This is a genomic window from Microcoleus sp. FACHB-672 (genome assembly GCF_014695725.1).
GTDB lineage: Bacteria > Cyanobacteriota > Cyanobacteriia > Cyanobacteriales > Oscillatoriaceae > FACHB-68.
Genome location: NZ_JACJOU010000017.1, coordinates 64,996 through 81,665 on the forward strand (window position 1 = coordinate 64,996; position 16,670 = coordinate 81,665).

The 16,670-nt window shown below is 46.2% G+C and carries 16 protein-coding genes, 1 tRNA gene and 1 other annotated feature; of the genes, 12 read left to right on the plus strand and 5 right to left on the minus strand.

Annotation, left to right across the window (positions count from 1 at the left end; all coding sequences use genetic code 11):
- Nucleotides 1-13 precede the first annotated feature (13 nt).
- The 3 genes from H6F56_RS13060 (at nucleotide 14) to H6F56_RS13070 (ending at nucleotide 3,428) form a co-directional block, all read left to right on the plus strand.
- Nucleotides 14-1,135: an EAL domain-containing protein gene (locus H6F56_RS13060; RefSeq protein ID WP_190668820.1), complete on the plus strand. Its 1,122-nt coding sequence runs from the start codon at nucleotides 14-16 to the stop codon at nucleotides 1,133-1,135.
- Between the two features lie 408 nt (nucleotides 1,136-1,543).
- The gene (locus tag H6F56_RS13065) at nucleotides 1,544-2,581 is read left to right on the plus strand and encodes a permease (RefSeq protein WP_190668822.1); all 1,038 of its coding nucleotides are present in this window, start codon (nucleotides 1,544-1,546) and stop codon (nucleotides 2,579-2,581) included.
- A 40-nt stretch (nucleotides 2,582-2,621) separates the two neighbouring features.
- Nucleotides 2,622-3,428, plus strand: a complete 807-nt coding sequence (locus H6F56_RS13070) for a TIGR03943 family putative permease subunit (RefSeq protein WP_190668824.1) — start codon at nucleotides 2,622-2,624, stop codon at nucleotides 3,426-3,428.
- Between the two features lie 58 nt (nucleotides 3,429-3,486).
- On the opposite strand, the gene H6F56_RS13075 is transcribed toward H6F56_RS13070, so the two are convergent.
- Nucleotides 3,487-4,071, minus strand: a complete 585-nt coding sequence (locus H6F56_RS13075; protein ID WP_190668826.1) for a prolyl hydroxylase family protein — start codon at nucleotides 4,069-4,071, stop codon at nucleotides 3,487-3,489.
- A gap of 291 nt (nucleotides 4,072-4,362) precedes the next feature.
- Here H6F56_RS13075 and H6F56_RS13080 point away from each other — a divergent pair, with 291 nt between their 5' ends.
- Nucleotides 4,363-5,880, plus strand: coding sequence for a hypothetical protein (locus H6F56_RS13080; RefSeq protein ID WP_190668828.1), 1,518 nt, complete (start codon nucleotides 4,363-4,365; stop codon nucleotides 5,878-5,880).
- Between the two features lie 179 nt (nucleotides 5,881-6,059).
- On the opposite strand, the gene H6F56_RS13085 is transcribed toward H6F56_RS13080, so the two are convergent.
- Entirely contained in the window at nucleotides 6,060-7,901 is a 1,842-nt protein-coding gene (locus H6F56_RS13085) for a DMT family transporter (protein ID WP_190668831.1), read from the minus strand.
- A 441-nt stretch (nucleotides 7,902-8,342) separates the two neighbouring features.
- Nucleotides 8,343-9,656, minus strand: a complete 1,314-nt coding sequence (locus tag H6F56_RS13090) for an inorganic phosphate transporter (RefSeq protein ID WP_190668833.1) — start codon at nucleotides 9,654-9,656, stop codon at nucleotides 8,343-8,345.
- A 271-nt stretch (nucleotides 9,657-9,927) separates the two neighbouring features.
- Here H6F56_RS13090 and rplS point away from each other — a divergent pair, with 271 nt between their 5' ends.
- Complete coding sequence (rplS, locus tag H6F56_RS13095; protein ID WP_190668932.1) at nucleotides 9,928-10,290, plus strand: 50S ribosomal protein L19; 363 nt, start codon at nucleotides 9,928-9,930, stop codon at nucleotides 10,288-10,290.
- Nucleotides 10,291-10,377: 87 nt separating this feature from the next.
- Nucleotides 10,378-10,450: transfer RNA gene (locus tag H6F56_RS13100), tRNA-Trp, on the plus strand.
- 84 nt (nucleotides 10,451-10,534) lie between these two features.
- Here the strand turns inward: H6F56_RS13100 and H6F56_RS13105 are convergent.
- The gene (locus H6F56_RS13105) at nucleotides 10,535-10,681 is read right to left on the minus strand and encodes a hypothetical protein (RefSeq protein ID WP_190668835.1); all 147 of its coding nucleotides are present in this window, start codon (nucleotides 10,679-10,681) and stop codon (nucleotides 10,535-10,537) included.
- Nucleotides 10,682-10,989: 308 nt separating this feature from the next.
- Here H6F56_RS13105 and secE point away from each other — a divergent pair, with 308 nt between their 5' ends.
- From secE to rplL, 6 genes are all read left to right on the plus strand, one after another.
- The gene (gene secE, locus H6F56_RS13110) at nucleotides 10,990-11,217 is read left to right on the plus strand and encodes a preprotein translocase subunit SecE (RefSeq protein ID WP_147683314.1); all 228 of its coding nucleotides are present in this window, start codon (nucleotides 10,990-10,992) and stop codon (nucleotides 11,215-11,217) included.
- Nucleotides 11,214-11,852, plus strand: coding sequence for a transcription termination/antitermination protein NusG (nusG, locus tag H6F56_RS13115; protein ID WP_190668837.1), 639 nt, complete (start codon nucleotides 11,214-11,216; stop codon nucleotides 11,850-11,852). The genes secE and nusG overlap by 4 nt, the downstream gene beginning before the upstream one ends.
- A 7-nt stretch (nucleotides 11,853-11,859) precedes the next feature.
- Nucleotides 11,860-12,285 (plus strand): 50S ribosomal protein L11, encoded by a 426-nt coding sequence (rplK, locus tag H6F56_RS13120; RefSeq protein WP_190668840.1) that lies wholly within the window; start codon nucleotides 11,860-11,862, stop codon nucleotides 12,283-12,285.
- A gap of 118 nt (nucleotides 12,286-12,403) precedes the next feature.
- Complete coding sequence (gene rplA / locus H6F56_RS13125; RefSeq protein ID WP_190668842.1) at nucleotides 12,404-13,120, plus strand: 50S ribosomal protein L1; 717 nt, start codon at nucleotides 12,404-12,406, stop codon at nucleotides 13,118-13,120.
- 66 nt (nucleotides 13,121-13,186) lie between these two features.
- Nucleotides 13,187-13,349 (plus strand) — a sequence feature (ribosomal protein L10 leader region).
- Between the two features lie 80 nt (nucleotides 13,350-13,429).
- Entirely contained in the window at nucleotides 13,430-13,978 is a 549-nt protein-coding gene (gene rplJ, locus H6F56_RS13130; protein WP_190668844.1) for a 50S ribosomal protein L10, read from the plus strand.
- A 137-nt stretch (nucleotides 13,979-14,115) separates the two neighbouring features.
- Entirely contained in the window at nucleotides 14,116-14,511 is a 396-nt protein-coding gene (gene rplL / locus H6F56_RS13135; protein WP_190668846.1) for a 50S ribosomal protein L7/L12, read from the plus strand.
- Nucleotides 14,512-14,827: 316 nt separating this feature from the next.
- Here the strand turns inward: rplL and H6F56_RS13140 are convergent, their stop codons facing one another.
- A complete protein-coding gene (locus tag H6F56_RS13140; protein WP_190668848.1) occupies nucleotides 14,828-16,225 on the minus strand; it encodes an ATP-binding protein in 1,398 nt (465 codons plus the stop codon).
- Nucleotides 16,226-16,670 lie beyond the last annotated feature (445 nt).

A 16,670-nucleotide genomic window follows, 5' to 3' on the forward strand; every position in this document is an offset into this window, starting at 1 on the left:
TGGGACAATATTTATGAATGCAAGTAACCAAGGTGTAGGACGCTGCAATCGGTGCGAGACGCTACCGGAAAAAATTGAAGGCAGTGGAAGACTATATCTCTGGTTTCCGATAGGGCACACTAATAAGAAGGTAATTTCAGCTTTCAATAAAGCTGAACTTGCTTATCAGATTGTAGAAGAAGGCAAATGTTTAAATATTAATCTTGACAAGAGTAATAGAGAACGTTACGCGGAGCTACTAACAACTAAGCTCACAAGTAAAGAGTTGAAAGAAACGCAAGTCCTGTGGATGCCGGAGCTTCAAGAACCACAGCTAGGGGATTTCTCCCGCATGATTTCCCTGGATAATTTTAACAGCCTCAGCGAATCAGAATGGTTACTGGATTTGCTAGCAAACGAGCGGATTATCAGTTATTTTCAGCCGATCGTTTATACCGACAACACTTCGCAAATTTTCGCTCACGAGGCATTGCTGCGAGGTTTAGGTGAGGGGGGAAACTTAATTGCTCCAGGTCGAATTTTTGCCCAGGCAGAGAAAGCCGGCCTTTTATTCCAACTCGATGCTTTAGCCAGAACGAGTGCCATTCGCGAGGCAAGCCGGCAAGGCATTAAAGAGCTAGTATTTATCAATTTCTCGCCCACTTCAGTTTATGACCCCATGACCTGTTTACGCATGACCGTGCGGGCGATTGATGAAGCCGGAATTCCTCATAATAATATTGTATTTGAAGTGGCGGAATCAGAGCAACCTCCAGATATTCATCACCTTGTCAAAATTTTAAAGTTTTACCAAGAAGCTGGGTTTCTGGTGGCACTCGATGATTTTGGCAGTGGATATTCCAACTTAAATTTAATTCACCAGTTACGTCCAGACTTTATTAAGTTGGATATGCAGTTGATTCGCAATGTGCATCAAGATCCTTACAAAGCACTGATTACCGAAAAAATACTGGAAATTGCTCAGCAATTGGAGATTAGAACAATCGCTGAAGGCATTGAATCTTTAGAAGAACTGCACTGGGTGCAAGAGCGGGGAGCAACCTTTGTCCAGGGTTATCTGGTTGCCAAACCGGCATCACCGCCATTAACCACCACACCTTACTTAAACAGGGAACCCATATCACTGCCGGCATAAACAGCGCCTCACACCCTAGCCCCCACAAAACTGATAGATACCACTCAATTGCCGGTCATGATTAAAAAAAAGTGTGACCCGTGCCGATTGTCCTGATAGGATGATTAATGCTTTGGAAATCCAGGTGGTGTGAGTTAGGCAGCCAGTTTCAGATTAATCTACCGTGTCAGGTCAGTTTACCCGACACAGAAGTTCATCTGTTGTTTGTCTGCCCCCAAGTGCGTGAACCATTCCAACTCAGCGATTCACTCGCATAGCAGCTTCGTGAAACCCAAAGCTGCGCCCTTCTGTGCTGCCCTCAGCATTTTTAAGGAATTGGGCGCTGTAGCGGATTTGCGGCAAGCAAGCTTTAATGAGGAAATGGCTTAGCACAGCATAAAAAACGTAACGCTCCTCACTCCAACCTGCATGAATCAACTCAATCAGGCGTTTACCCTGTTTTTAAGTTTGTTAGTAGAGGCAATGCCCTTCCTGCTGTTGGGGGTTTTGTTCTCAGGCTTGCTGCTGCTATTTATCGATGAAGGCAAACTGATTAAAGCCATGCCTCGTAACCCGCTGCTGGGGGCTTTAGTCGGCAGTTCAATCGGCTTTTTGTTTCCTGTGTGCGAGTGTGGCAACGTGCCGGTGGCACGACGACTGCTGATGCAAGGTGTGCCGGCACCTGTAGCGGTTGGGTTTTTACTAGCAGCGCCCACCGTTAACCCCATCGTACTGTGGTCAACTTGGATCGCCTTTCGCGATCAGCCGGAAATTGTCGTGCTGCGCGTGCTGTTTAGCTTACTCATTGCCACCACAATTGGCTGTGTATTCAGCGCCCAAGCTGACTTGCGTCCCCTGTTGCAGCCGGCACTAGCCCGTGCCATGCCTCGCTATAACCCGCCCAAACCCCAACCCTCACCCCTGGGCGCATCTGAATTAACATCGCCCCTGTTGCAGTCTGGGACATTTTTACTCGGTGAGCCGGGAATGCCGGTGCGGATGGACCCCGTAGTTTTACAAGCCTCCTTAGCTGCCAGCGCAACCGCAAAGAAACCCCTCGTATACCAACTGCGACTGCTGTTAGAAAATACAGTGCAAGAACTGCGGGAATTAGGTGCGGTGTTAGTCATCGGAAGTGCCATCGCCGCAATCATTCAAGTCGCCGCGCCTCGCGATCTCATCCTCAGTTTAGGGCAGGGGCCGGTTACTTCGATTCTGGCCATGCTAGTGCTTGCCGCTGTCGTGTCAATTTGCTCAACAGTAGACTCATTTTTTGCCCTCTCTTTTGCCTCAACCTTTACGAGTGGATCGTTGCTGGCTTTCTTAGTATTTGGGCCAATGATCGATTTGAAAGGCATCGGTCTAATGTTGTTGCTTTTCAAGAAAAAAGCTGTCATTTACTTATTCGTTCTCGCCGCTCAATTAACTTTCCTGCTGACCTTGCTTGTCAATTTACATTTTAGCTAGCTGTAAGCAAGCGACGATGAGCTGATAAAAACTGAGAATTATGAGTGCAACTGAAAAGTTAAAACGCGATTCAGCGTTCAACAAAATTCAAAATATATTCCTGCCTTGGCTGGATATTTTGGCAATTGCAGCTTGGGGCGTCATGATGCTGAAATATTGGAGAACGGACAAGCTTTACTTGCTGATTCATCCAGATTATTTTTGGCTAGTAATCGTCGCCGGGTTTGCGTTTTTAGGAATCAGTGGTTTCAAGGCATTGGAACTGATCGGGCAATTATTTAAACGTAAAAAAAATGCCGCGCCTCAGTTATCGACCGTCGCTCATCTTAGTTTGTTTCCACCTGGTTTAGGCAGCGGCTTATTACTGCTATCGGCAATATTGGGTTTACTGATCACTCCGCAAGTATTTTCTAGTCAAACGGCACTTGATCGCGGAATTACAGAGTCTTTAGCAACAACCAGGGCACAGCCTCAATCATTTAGTTCTGCTAGCAACCCGGAGGATAAAACGCTGATAGACTGGGTGCGGACGTTGAATGTTTATCCCGAACCCGATGCTTATACCGGCCAAAAAGTTAAAGTTCAAGGATTTGTCATTCATCCCCCAAACTTGCCCGATCAATATTTCACGATCGCGCGTTTTATCCTCACCTGCTGCGCTGCGGATGCTTATCCAGTCGGGTTGCCCGTGAAGTTGCCTCAAAGCCGCACCGCTTATCCGCCTGATACTTGGCTAGAAATTGAAGGTCAGATGATTACTGAAAATCTCGAAGATAAGCGCCAGCTTACCATCGAAGCAACAGCCCTGAAAAAAATCCCAAAACCCAAAAACCCCTACGACTATTAGCTTTCATTTATTATTTGTCATTGGTGTGATTCAAGCGCAAATAATAGATGAAAATTTGCTAATGAAACAGCCAGGTGGTGAAAGAATATTTTTGTCCTTTCAACACCGGCAGTGATTGATGAGGGTGGGTGTAATAAGCTGGAAAAACCAGAACGCTTCCCATTTGAGGCTTCACTTTAATGTTTTGCCGGTCAAAAAATGTCTCCCCGCCTTCAAAATCTTCATTCAAATAGCCAATTACGCTAATATCCCGAATCGGAATTCCCTTGTCGGCTTCCTCTAGCCGGCTACTTAATAGCAAATTATCCACATGGCGTTTGTAAAATTGTCCTTCTTTATAGCGAAGAATCGAACAAGTTTCTGCATCAGGAAATTGGATACCATAGTGCTGAAACAGCAATTTTTGAATCACAGCAACCTGATCTAGTAACAGCCAATTTGTAGAGTCTAAAAGTGAGTTATCTTCTAGCCGCAACAAGTCATTACTGCGAATTTGCGAATCAACTGTTTCCAGTTCAATCCCCGCTGGGCTAAATTGAGCTAATTCTGCAACCTGAATCAGATGAGCGCACATAGATGGCTCGAGCAATCCCTCGACGATAAAAATTTCAGCACCTAATTCTGTTAAAGATGGAGCGACCATTGGATTGAAAATCAAAAATTTTAATTTTCAAGCAAAAAATTGATTGTAAAATCTATAATAAGATAGCCGTTAAGCAATTGGCAACTCACTGAATAATCAACTTGAGATTTTAGATGAAGGAGTGAGTGGTAAAGTTTATAAGAGCCAAGAAAATAAGCGACTAAATCATGAACCGAACTCAACAGCCGGTTAGAAAATATTAAAATTAATCGTAACGCCCAACTTGTGCCCAATTAAAAAACTGCCTGACTTCGATTTGCTCAATCTAAAAAATGATAAGCCCTTAAGCAGATGTCAAGCTCAGATGTAAAGTCTAAATCATTTCTCCAACCGATTGACCGAGTGGCCATTCTCCTGATGTTGGTGCTGAGTGTGCTAATCGGGCTGTTGTTATGGCAGGGCGATCGGACTGTGCCTCGTGTGCGGGATTTTAGCTGGCAGGATAAACAAGTTGGGGCAGAAGAGAAATCTTTTATCGTTACCTTCACCCGCCCAATGGATCGCGCCAGCGTGGAAAAGAACCTGCGAATTGAGCCGCCTCTGGAAGGTAAAATAAGCTGGGCTGGAAGAAGAATGGCCTATACGCTGGAAAGACCGGCTCCCTATGGTAATTCCTATGAACTGCTGCTACAGGGGGCACAGGAACGCTACAGCCGTAATACTGGCAAAGGAGCGCAGATCCAGCCGTTTACGGGTAAGTTTCGCAGCCGAGATCGGGCGTTTGTCTATCTGGGTGTCACCGGCACAGAAGCCGGGAAATTAATATTAGTCAATCTTTCCCAGCAGCAGCAAGCAATTGCCCTCACCCCGCCCGATTTAGTGGTGATGGACTTTAAGCCCTATCCAGCCGGTGATCGCATTTTATTTTCTGCTCAAGAACGCTCAAAAACCCAGCAAAACGCGTTTGACGCCCAGCTTTACACAGTCACAACCGGCATTAATTCAAGCTTACCTGGAGAATCTTCTTCAAGTTCTCAAGAACCGGGAAAGATTGACCGAGTTTTAGATAGCAAAGATTACCAAAATCTTAAATTTGATCTGTCGCCCGATGGAAAAACCGTAGTAGTTCAGCGCGTGAGCCGGCGAAATCCAGGTAGCGATTTTGGATTGTGGGTTATTCAGCCGTCGGAAGAAGCAAGGCGTCTGGAAAGCCAACCTGGAGGCGAGTTTGTTATTCATCCAGATGGAAATTCTTTGGCAATTGCTCAAGGACAAGGCATCGCAATTTTACCGCTGCAACCGGAAGGGAAATCTCAGATAAAACCGCTAGATTTTCTACCTAAATTTGGCAGATTACTCAGCTTTTCGCAGGATGGTTCAGCAGCGGCAATGGTGCAATTTAATCAGGATTATACCCGTTCGCTATTCTTGGTAACAAACCAAGGGGTTCAGAAAGAACTGCTGCGGACAACCGGCTCAATTATCAGCGCTCAATTCGATCCGCTGAAGCAAACACTTTACTGTCTGTTGACGCAGTTGGTAACGAATACGAAGGAATACCGAGAAGAACCTTATATTGCAGCAGTTGACCTAAAAACCGGGAAGCAGACCCCGCTAGTATTGCTACCAAAACAGCGGGATGTGCAAATAAGCGTAGCAACAGATGGATTGGCAATTTTGTTCGATCAAATCGTCATTGACCGGCAAAACCAGACTTTAGGGATTTCCCCCCGTACAGATGCCGGTGAAACCATTACAACCAGTAACCTGTGGTTGCTGCCGGTGCTGCCTTTGTCAGAAGATGCCGGCACTAAAATACAACCAGAACAACTACCTTTTGCTGGTTTACGTCCTCGTTGGTTGCCTTAATCTTGTTACCAAGCATCTTCAACTGTTAACTTTATTGGCGTTTATCTGCCTTTATCTGCGGTTAAAAAAATTAACCTTTGCAGAAACTCTAATAAACCGTCCTCCCCTAAAAAAAAATAAGGATGAAGTTGAAACAAATAACTTCATCCTTATTTTTCAAAACCTCGATTCTTTGTCTGTTATTTTGTTGCGGTAGCCGGCTGAACTGCTGGCTTTTTCTGGCCCAGCAATCGCTCAACACTCATGGCAGCAACGCCCAACGTTACCAAAACCATGCCAGTAATTTGTTTGCTTTGCAAAGTCTCCTGAATAATCAAAAAGCCAAACAAAGCCGTCAACGCCGGCCCGCTGGTGCCAATAATTGAAGCCAACGCCGCACCGGCATAACGGATCGCAAAATTATTTAACAGATAACTAGCCAGGGTAAACAACCCTAAAACAATCCCACACACGACTAACTGGGGCCACACCCCCGAATCAACCCGCACTGCCAAATTCCTCGGTAAAGGCACGAGCAAACTGATACTGCAAAAGATCAAAATCGAGATAAATCCTACCAATGTAAAAGGAATGGGGTGCAGCTTTTTCTGCCCCAACTGCGCCATTAAAACGTAGCCGGCAAAAGTGAAACCGGCACCCGCTGCCGCAGCGACACCAAGCTGAAGATTTCCCTGGGCACCGCTTTGAAAACTAGGCAGCGCCAAGACGCCTCCGCCCGTAATCACAAACATAGCCAAAATGCGAATAATGGTAGGCCGATCACCAAATAGCGCCCAAGAAGCGAACACCGTCACAATTGGGTAAATAAAGAAAATCGTGATCGCAATGCCGGTGGGAATATTTCCGATGGCAATATAAATCAGAACTTGAGAGAGAAACAAAAAGAAACCACTGCCGATAACTTTTGCCCACTGAGCACTATCTCCAGACGAGACAAAACGTTTGATGTCTTGCCACACCTGCGGATAGAGGAACGTTGCCAAAATAGGCATCACAGCGATCACGACAATCGTTCGCAGCAACAGAATCAATAGCGAATTTCCAAATCCAGGGGTGATAACTCCCGCCAGATCGAAAAGCCCAAAGATTCTGCGACTCGGAAATGCCGGACTCTTGAGAATAATCTTCAAGCAAACATTAAATAACGACAGCACCATCGAAGATATCAGCGCTAGCACCAAACCCACCTGAATCAAAGATTTTGTCGGCGGGGTTGTTGCGGCTGCCGGTTGAGCGACAGGTGCCTCCGACACGGGCGGAACTGGTACAACGGACGGTGTTTTTTCGCCTAAGCGATCCAGCACGCCGGTGCTGCTAGAACCTTGCAGTTGGCCCAATTGAGCCGGCATCGCGCCTTGCAATAGACGCTGGATCTCTTCCTGTGTGAGGTGAGCCGTTGTGTGCAGCGGACTCGCTTCATTTTGGAGCTGTTCAATCAAACGATTGACCAGTGCCTCCAGAATCACCTCCCCTTGCTGCTGCAAGCTATTCAAGCGGTTGAGCTGTTCGTTCAAGGCGCTGTGATTTTGGCCGATCTCCGCTTGCACCGCCTGATAATTCTCCATCAGGGTGCCGTCCATCGATGCCAGCAAGACTCTACTGCCCTTGCGATCATTGCGAGAAGCAGACGTATCCAAAGTCTGTGCGTTGACTGATGCCTCGCTCAAGGAGTGGCGAAGAGTATCTGCCATCTGGTCAAGCCGAGTTGTCAGGCGCTCTTGCAGTTGGCTGGCCACAATTTCGGCAAGTTGCTGAGCCAACTGTTGTTGCTGAGCGTTATTTTGCTGGGATATGCCTTCAATTTGCTGCAAACGCAACTGCTGCTGTTGAATTCGCAGCTTGTCAATATCTTCATTCAGGCGTGATTTTTCCCCCAGCAGCCGCGTGATATCCTGCGCTACCTGAAGAATTAAATCTTGCTGTAGATGCTTCAGCTCCTGAGTCACTGCCCTCAGAGCGGTTTCTACTGCCCTAGGATCGCCTGCTGCAAAGTTTTCCGGTCGGTTGTCCAGTGGCCCCATCAGTGTTTAACCTCTAGTCTATTGCCGTCAAAGGTTTTAAGTTGGAACTGAATCAGTTTTATCAATGTTGCTATGTATTTTGGCAAATCAAGTCCTAGTTTGGACTCAGTACGCCTTAAAGAAATGTGTTTTTCTCTCTCAGACCTCATTTTTGCAGGTTGCTGGAATCATTTTGCCCAACTTTGTAAGAGATGGAACACAAAGAAAGGCAATTGTGTTACCGTACCAGGTTTGGAAGGTCTCTACTTCTTCAAAATTTATAAATTTTTGCTTGCATGAGGTGCTGGTTTCAAAAATACTTGGCACGATTAATGCTATCTGCCACCGGCACTTGCTCAGCAACTGAAGTTGAGATGCTGGCAAGTGCGAACTGTTTGCAGTTGATAATTAAGGCTAAAGCGTGATTTTTTTACCGTTTAGGTTTTATGAGGCGATGGCTACCTACAAAATCTGCCGCGCAATGGCAAAAATGCCGGCACCTAAACCGGCGGCAATTGGCACGGTAATTACCCAGGCTAAGAAAATTCCCTGAATAGTTTGGAAGCGAATGGGAGTGTGAGAGCCGGTTTTGGACAAGCTTTGGACAAGCCCAATTCCTATAACCCCGCCGACAAGAGCGTGAGAAGTCGAAACCGGCATCCCTAACCGGGAGGCGATTAAAACTGTGGTGGCGGTGGCTAATTCAGCGCAGAAACCCCCACTTGGCTGTAGTGCAATGATGTCTTCCCCGACTGTGGTAATCACTTTTTTCCCCAACACAGCTAACCCGGCAACGATGCCGGCTCCCCCCAGCACTAAAATCCACAAAGGGACGGTAAACCCGGCTGCGGGAACAGAGCCGGTGTTGCGAATGTAAGCAATTGCCGCTAAGGGTGCCACAGCATTACCCACATCATTCGATCCGTGGGCGAAGGCGACGAAGCAGGCGCTCAAGATTTGAAACCGTGCTAACTGTCGTTCAACAGTGAGTGCTGAGTTGGATGAGGCAAGAGGAGGTTCAGTCGTCGAAGGTGAGTTTAAAGTTTCTGCGGTTTTTGCTTTTGCCTTTTCTAGCTGTGCCCAACTATTTAATGTCAGCAAAACTGCCGCACCGGCACCGATCGCCAAAGGCAAATCATGGGCGGGAATATTTAAACCGAAACGGTTGACGATCCAAGCGTGGACAGGGGCGCTCAGTGTGGGCAGTACAAGGACCCCAAATACTCCCAGCAGTGCTGAACTCAGCCAGGGAATCCACTCGCGTAGCTGCTGCATCGGCTCACTGCCATCGAGAATCCAGCGTTTGACGGCGCTGTAGAAGCCGGCGGCAATGATGCCACTCACGAAGGGTGTTGCGATCCAGGTGAGGGAAATTATGCGAATATCTGACCAGTTAACCGCACCCACACCGGCTGCTACCCAGGTGAAGCCGGCAATTGCGCCAACCACGGCATGGGAGGAAGAAACTGGCCACCCCCGGCTGGTTGCAACTTGCACCCACAATCCGCAGGCGAGCATGACTGAAACCATGCCGGTGAGAAGGACGGTTGGCTGGGCGGCAAATACTGCAGGATCAACGATTTGAGTGGCGATGGTGCTGGAGACGCTTTGGCCAAATAAGACAGCGCCGGTGAATTCTAAGATGCCGGCAACGACGAGCGCTTGCCGCAGGGTCAGTGCTTTTGACCCCACAGAGGTTCCCATCGAGTTGGCTACATCGTTTGCCCCCAGGTTCCAGGCAACATAAAAGGCGAGCAGTGGTAGCAAAACAGCCATATCGATTTTAGGGGTTCAGATTGGGGATTAATGAATGAACTCTCTAAATATGATACGGTTTCAATTGCTGGCCTTTATTTGATCAATCCTTCTAATTCTTCGGATTGTATCTGTTCAGTCTTTCTCAAGTTCCTTAGGTCGGCCCATTGTCCAGCTCTTGTGTCTGGAGCGTCCTACCGGGCCATTAACTCTTCTGAAATATTTCAGAAATCTTCTAGACTTCTTGGCAGCGCTCGATGTAATATAAGAAATTGTGAGTTTTTTAAGCGATATGAACGCTGAAGCGATTATCCGCTCGATAGAATCAGAGCATTTAAAATCGAATCTGCCAAACATTAACGTTGGCGACACCGTCAAAGTTGGCGTAAAAATTCGAGAAGGCGGAAAAGAAAGGGTTCAGCCCTACGAAGGAACCGTGATTGCCAGACGTAACGGTGGCATCAGCGAAACCATCACGGTGCGGAAAGTTTTCCAAGGTGTTGGCGTTGAGCGTGTATTTCTCCTCCATTCCCCCAGAATTGAGAGCATACAAATTTTGCGTCGCAGTAAGGTACGTCGTGCTAAACTGTATTACCTTCGTGATCGCGTTGGTAAGGCAACCAGACTCAAGCAGCGGTTTGATCGGCCTTTTTAGTTTGAATTCAAGCTTGGCAGTCTGGCAATTAATGCCGGAATGCGTTAATATAAAAAACGCGAAGGGTAAATGCCAAGCTCAAGCTGTGCGCTCTTAGTTCAGTTGGTAGAACGCAGGTCTCCAAAACCTGATGTCGGGGGTTCAAGTCCTCCAGGGCGCGCTGAACGATTCTCATAAAAGTTCTGCCCGAAAGTGTCTCGATAGCTGTTAAGTTAGCGTCAGAAGAGTAAGCTTTCGGGTAGCCTTATTGTGAGGGTGGTTCAAACGAGAGGGAAGGCATCCGTCTCTCAAGGTCGCAGGTGGGTGAAACTCGGATCAACAGCCAGTCGCCATACCTGACAATAGAAGCAAAGAGAAGATAGTCGCGATCAAGCGTTGCGATATAATTCAAAAAGTAACTCCTGCCGGCTCACAGAGTACAAGGTGACAAGAAACTAGCATCCAAGAGTTGGCGCTAGCCGGCGTTAAACAAGGACTGTAGAAAACTCATTTGTACTCAGTGAAGTAAAAAACCGAAACCTGAGTCAAGTTAACTAGACTTTTCTTAGGCAGGGGCGAGCTTGTACAAAAAAAACAGGTTTCTAGGTTCCTGGCCTTAAGGCAGTTAAAAACCAAGCGATCAACCATTAACGGAGGGCGGCAATTTCCCTGAGTGCTAACCGTAATAGGTAGGAACGAAGGCTGCATTGCCGCAATGAGATGGCCAAGAAAAACGAAGCAGAAGTACAGCAAAATCCCCCCACAGGGTTTAATCTCAGAACCTTTTTTGAAGAAACAAAAGAGGAACTGGGAAAAGTCGTTTGGCCCTCCAGGCAGCAATTGATTAGTGAATCGCTTGCCGTTCTTTTGATGGTAACTCTTGCGGCAACTTTCATCTACCTGGTGGATAACTTGTTTAATTGGGCAGCTACACAGGTGTTTAGATGAGTTTTGCATCAGACGAATCGGGTTATTCAACACAACAGGAAGAAACGACAGATTCAGCTGCGCCTTCTGAAACAGAGGCGCGTTGGTATGCGGTTCAAGTCGCATCTGGCTGTGAAAAGCGGGTGAAGGCTAACCTGGAACAGCGCATTCAAACGCTGGATGTTGCTGACCGGATTTTTCAGATTGAAATCCCGCAGGCACGAGCGATCAAAATCCGCAAGGATGGTTCGCGAGCAGATGGAGAAGAAAAAGTTTTCCCTGGCTATGTGCTCGTCAAGATGATGATGGATGATGACAGCTGGCAGGTTGTCAAAAACACCCCAAATGTGATTAACTTTGTCGGGGCAGAGCAAAAACGTCGCTACGGGCGCGGACGCGGGCACGTAAAACCGATGCCGCTAAGCTTCTCGGAAGTTCAACGCATTTTCAGACAAGCTGAAGAACAAATGCCGGTTGTGAAAATCAACATGGCAGTGGGCGACAAAGTTGTGGTGCTTTCCGGTCCCTTCAAAGAATTTGAAGGCGAGGTGATTGAAGTGAGTCCAGAACGCAGCAAACTGAAAGTGCTGCTGTCGATCTTTGGACGCGACACGCCGGTAGAATTGGAGTTCAATCAGGTTCAGAAACAGAGCTGATAGATAGATGGCAAAGAAAGTTGTTGCGGTCATTAAGTTGGCCATCACGGCGGGGAAAGCCAATCCGGCTCCTCCGATTGGGCCAGCCCTGGGTCAGCACGGCGTTAATATTATGATGTTCTGCAAAGAATATAACGCCAGAACATCTGACCAAGTAGGTCTGGTCGTGCCGGTAGAAATTTCTGTCTATGAAGACCGCAGTTTCACCTTTATACTGAAGACCCCACCGGCTTCAGTGCTCATTCGTAAGGCAGCCGGCATCGAACGCGGTTCAGGCGAACCGAACCGTAAGAAAGTTGGGTCGATTACGCGAGCACAGCTACGCGAAATCGCCGAAACTAAAATGCCGGATCTTAACGCCAACGATGTTGAAGCTGCAATGAAAATTGTGGAAGGAACCGCTCGCAATATGGGCGTTGGGGTTGCTGATTAGGCGATTTTCAATTTAGGTAGCGAATCAATCGGCGCACCCGCGCATCCTTGTATTGTTTCGCGAATTACCCACTATCGGGGGAGAGGCAAGACCTCGTGATTAACCCCAGGAGAGACAAATGGCGAAAAAACTATCGCGTCGATTACAAGAACTCACAAGGAAGGTCGAAGATCGGCCTTATGAACCGTCAGAAGCAATCCGGCTGTTGAAGGAAACTGCTACGGCCAAGTTTTCTGAATCTGCGGAAGCTCATATTCGGTTAGGTATTGACCCCAAGTATACAGACCAACAGCTACGGACAACAGTCGCGCTGCCCAAGGGAACAGGTCAAACGGTTCGGGTAGCTGTGATTGCCCGGGGGGAAAAAGTTACGGAAGCCTCCAGCGCCGGCGCAGATGTAGTTGGTTCTGAGGAACTGATTGACGAAATCCAAAAAGGCCGGATGGACTTTGATAAACTGATTGCGACCCCGGATGTAATGCCGCAGGTGGCAAAACTCGGTAAGCTATTAGGGCCACGCGGTTTGATGCCATCCCCAAAAGGTGGTACAGTAACTTTCGATCTTGCCGGCGCAATTGCAGAGTTCAAAGCTGGTAAACTAGAGTTTCGTGCAGACCGCACCGGCATTGTTCACATCTTGTTCGGTAAGGCTTCTTTTACCCCAGAAGACCTGCTGTTGAACTTGAAGGCCGTGCAAGAGTGCATAGACCGCAATCGCCCAGCAGGTGCGAAAGGTCGGTATTGGCGCACTGTGTATATATCCGCCACAATGGGTCCATCGATTCAAGTCGATATCAGCACCTTGCGCGATATAAAAATGAATGACGCAGCCTAGGAAAAGTTTAAATTTTGGGTGTTGAATTGTGAATGAATTCAATATTCAAAATTGACAACTCAACACAAATTAAATAGGCGATCTCCAGAGACAGCAGGAGCCAATGGCTTAATTTCCTGCCGAGGTTTGCGCCCTAAACTCCTGAATGGCCAATGTTGTGGCTTTTACCAACATGGAATTAGGAGTGTGGGTAACCCCGGCAGAATGTCCGGGGTTTTTGATTGGTTGGTTTGAAAGACGAAGAATGAATTTTAATTTCTGACTTTTGACTTTCTGCCAACGTTACCCAGTTAAGGAGGTGAAAGAACAGTGGGTAGAACATACGCAGAAAAAAATGCGGCGATTGCTGAACTCAAAGAAAATTTGAGTCAGTCTCAAATCGCAATTGTGATTGACTACAAAGGACTCTCTGTAGCTGAAATCACAGATTTGCGAAGACGGCTTCGCCCCACCGGCACGACTTGCAAAGTCACCAAAAACACGTTGATGGGACTTGCAGTTGACGGTGACGACAACTGGCAACCGATGCAGGAATTGCTCAAGGGTTCATCCGCTTTTCTGCTCGTTAAAGAAGATATCAGCGGGGCGATTAAAGCTTACCAAGACTTCCAAAAAGCGAGTAAGAAAACTGAACTTCGCGGTGGCGTCATGGATGGACGGCTTCTGAGTGAAGCCGATCTTAAAGCCATTTCGGATCTGCCATCTAAAGAACAGCTCATCGCCCAAATTGCCGGCGCTATCAATGGCTTGGCGACGAAACTTGCTGTGGGGATCAACGAAGTTCCATCTTCCCTGGCCCGCGCTCTTCAAGCTGTGTCCGACAAGGAAAACAAGGAAGACAATCAAGAAGCCGCTTAGTTTTCAGCTATCCGGTTTCTGTCTAAAGCTTTGCTACTCGTTAATTGGGTGAACTAAGGCAATCCATTAGCACTCAACCCTTAGCGAATCGCAAAAAAAAATGACCACTGACTTACAAAAACTAAAGGAGTTAAGCAATGTCTGCAACAACTGATGAAATTTTGGAGAAATTGAAATCTCTGACTCTGCTGGAAGCCTCTGAACTCGTCAAGCAAATTGAAGAAGCGTTCGGCGTTAGCGCCGCCGCACCGGCTGGCGGGATGATGATGATGGCACCTGGAGCTGCTGCTGCTGCTCCCGCCGAAGAAGTGGAAGAGCAAACCGAGTTCAGTGTCATCCTTGAAGAAGTCCCTGCCGATAAGAAGATTTCTGTACTAAAGGTTGTGCGGACACTCACCGGCTTAGGCTTGAAAGAAGCCAAAGACTTGGTGGAATCTACGCCCAAGCCGGTTAAGGAAGGCGTTGCCAAGGATGCCGCTGAAGACGCGAAGAAGCAGCTTGAAGAATCTGGCGCAAAAGTGTCCATCAAGTAATTTCAACCGCTTTGCCCTTTAAAATTTCCGTGCTTCCTTTCACTAGGGAAAGAAAGAGAAGATGTAGTGAAAACCTATCATCTTCTTTGAAGAACAGTACGAGAAAAATTTGAAGTGGCGAATCAATACTCAGTTGGGTTTTAAATCAAGGAGTCTCTATGAGGCTCCTTTTTTTCTGATGAGTCGAAAGGATAAAGAAATATGAGTTGATTTAGTGCAGTTAACCGATGAAAACTTATAAAAACTTTTAAAACAGTTGTTTCAAATTGCTAGACCCTTAAAAGATCAGGATTACCGGCATTCTTAACCCAGGAACTCAGGCAACTGAGGTTTCAAGACATAGCCTTTTTTTTTGATGCTCGGATACGTTATTGGCAACTTGTTCGTTGCAAGGAATTTCGATCCAGAACTCTGCACCTTGTGCCGGCTCCGATACACACCGCAGCACTCCATTATGTTTCTTAACGACAATTTGATAGGTGAGGGCTAATCCCAGTCCTGTGCCTTCCCCTACGGGTTTGGTAGTGAAGAATGGATCGAAAAGTCTCGTCTTAACTGCTGATGTGATTCCCAGACCATTATCCTTAATACAGATTGCCACGCGCTTGTTATCTTGAACTTGTGTGCGAATTGTGATGGTACTGGGGTTGCTTTGAAGTTCTTCTGGCAAACATTCGCGATCACGCTGTTGCAAGGCATCAATGGCATTGCTCAGAACATTCATGAACACCTGATTCATTTGGCCGGCATAACATTCAACTTTAGGTAAATCGCCATATTCTTTAATGATTTGAATTGCAGGCCGCTCCGGTTTAGCTTTAAGCCGGTGTTGCAAAATTAGCAGCGTACTGTCAATTCCTTCGTGAATATTCACAGGCTTCATCTCGGCTTCATCCAGTCGGGAGAAGTTCCGTAAAGTTAAAATAATTTGACGAATGCGGTTAGCCCCTATTTTCATTGAGGACAACACTTTTGGTAAATCCTCGATCAGAAATTCTAAATCAATCTCTTTAATTAATTCTTCTATTTCGGCATTGGGGGTAGAAGTGTTCTGCTGGTAAAGATTAATTAGATTCAACAGGGATTCAACATAATCACTGATGTGGTCAAGATTGCCATAAATAAAATTAACAGGATTATTAATTTCATGGGCGACCCCAGCTACCAATTGAGCCAAGCTGGACATTTTTTCAGCTTGAAATAATTGAGCTTGGGTTTGCTGCATTGCTTGATAAGCTTCATCTCGTTGTAGTAGGTTAATATATGCCTTGGAATGATAGCGAATACGCGCAACTAGCTCAATTTTATCGGGAAGTTTTACCAGATAATCATTGGCACCAAAATTAAATGCTTCAGCTTTAACTTGCGGATCATCCTTATTTGACAGCACCATCATCGGGATTTCGCGGGTTGCTGGATTCGCTCGAAAAAAACGTAATAATAACAACCCATCAATATCGGGCATTACTAAATCTTGTAAAATTACTGTTGGCCCAATTTCTGTCGCCATTTTAATGGCTTGGGCCGGCTCACTACAATAATGAAAAGTAATATCTTCTTCTGTGGCTAACATTCGGCGTATGGCTTCACCAATCACCGCTTGATCGTCAACTAGCAAGACTATGATTGGGTGTTCTGACAAAGATAAAGCCGCCGTCTTGGAAGCAGTATCCTGTGCTTGTACAGTTGTTTCCTTAAAGAAGCTTGCGGCCATAGTTCGAGTTGTTTTGGTGAGAGTTTAAAAATTTTACTTCCCTAATTCCCAACTACCAAGGCTTCAAATCATTACTTAATTAAATTTATAAAATTTATATTATCAGATATCTAGTATTTTAAATACCTTAAAAAATTAATTATTCTATAATGATTTATTCTCTAAATTTAAATGCAGTATTAAAGTTTTATATAATATAAATTTTATCATCTTGCTCTATTATACCCACAAAAAGGCAAGGTTACCTATCCTATCTTTTAAAGAATATATAAACCTCATTTTATAGCTCCTTAAGTCTTTTTCTGGCGACTGTAATTTCACCTAAATTTGATTGTTTTTGCTCACCTATTACCCAAGTTAGCTCTAAAAAAATACATAACACCCTAGCGGACAGAGCCTTGAGAAATTTGCGAGATCAGCAACACGATAATTGCAGAGTTCGGTC

Excerpts from the sequence above, each read along its gene's own strand:
- rplS (WP_190668932.1), top strand. The coding sequence starts at position 9,928 with ATGAACGCTGAAGCGATTATCCGCTCGATAGAATCAGAGCATTTAAAA.
- H6F56_RS13075 (WP_190668826.1), bottom strand. The coding sequence starts at position 4,071 with ATGGTCGCTCCATCTTTAACAGAATTAGGTGCTGAAATTTTTATCGTC.
- H6F56_RS13065 (WP_190668822.1), top strand. The coding sequence starts at position 1,544 with ATGAATCAACTCAATCAGGCGTTTACCCTGTTTTTAAGTTTGTTAGTA.
- H6F56_RS13085 (WP_190668831.1), bottom strand. The coding sequence starts at position 7,901 with ATGGGGCCACTGGACAACCGACCGGAAAACTTTGCAGCAGGCGATCCT.
- H6F56_RS13080 (WP_190668828.1), top strand. The coding sequence starts at position 4,363 with ATGTCAAGCTCAGATGTAAAGTCTAAATCATTTCTCCAACCGATTGAC.
- nusG (WP_190668837.1), top strand. The coding sequence starts at position 11,214 with ATGAGTTTTGCATCAGACGAATCGGGTTATTCAACACAACAGGAAGAA.
- rplL (WP_190668846.1), top strand. The coding sequence starts at position 14,116 with ATGTCTGCAACAACTGATGAAATTTTGGAGAAATTGAAATCTCTGACT.
- H6F56_RS13060 (WP_190668820.1), top strand. The coding sequence starts at position 14 with ATGAATGCAAGTAACCAAGGTGTAGGACGCTGCAATCGGTGCGAGACG.
- secE (WP_147683314.1), top strand. The coding sequence starts at position 10,990 with ATGGCCAAGAAAAACGAAGCAGAAGTACAGCAAAATCCCCCCACAGGG.
- rplA (WP_190668842.1), top strand. The coding sequence starts at position 12,404 with ATGGCGAAAAAACTATCGCGTCGATTACAAGAACTCACAAGGAAGGTC.
- H6F56_RS13140 (WP_190668848.1), bottom strand. The coding sequence starts at position 16,225 with ATGGCCGCAAGCTTCTTTAAGGAAACAACTGTACAAGCACAGGATACT.
- rplK (WP_190668840.1), top strand. The coding sequence starts at position 11,860 with ATGGCAAAGAAAGTTGTTGCGGTCATTAAGTTGGCCATCACGGCGGGG.
- H6F56_RS13070 (WP_190668824.1), top strand. The coding sequence starts at position 2,622 with ATGAGTGCAACTGAAAAGTTAAAACGCGATTCAGCGTTCAACAAAATT.
- H6F56_RS13090 (WP_190668833.1), bottom strand. The coding sequence starts at position 9,656 with ATGGCTGTTTTGCTACCACTGCTCGCCTTTTATGTTGCCTGGAACCTG.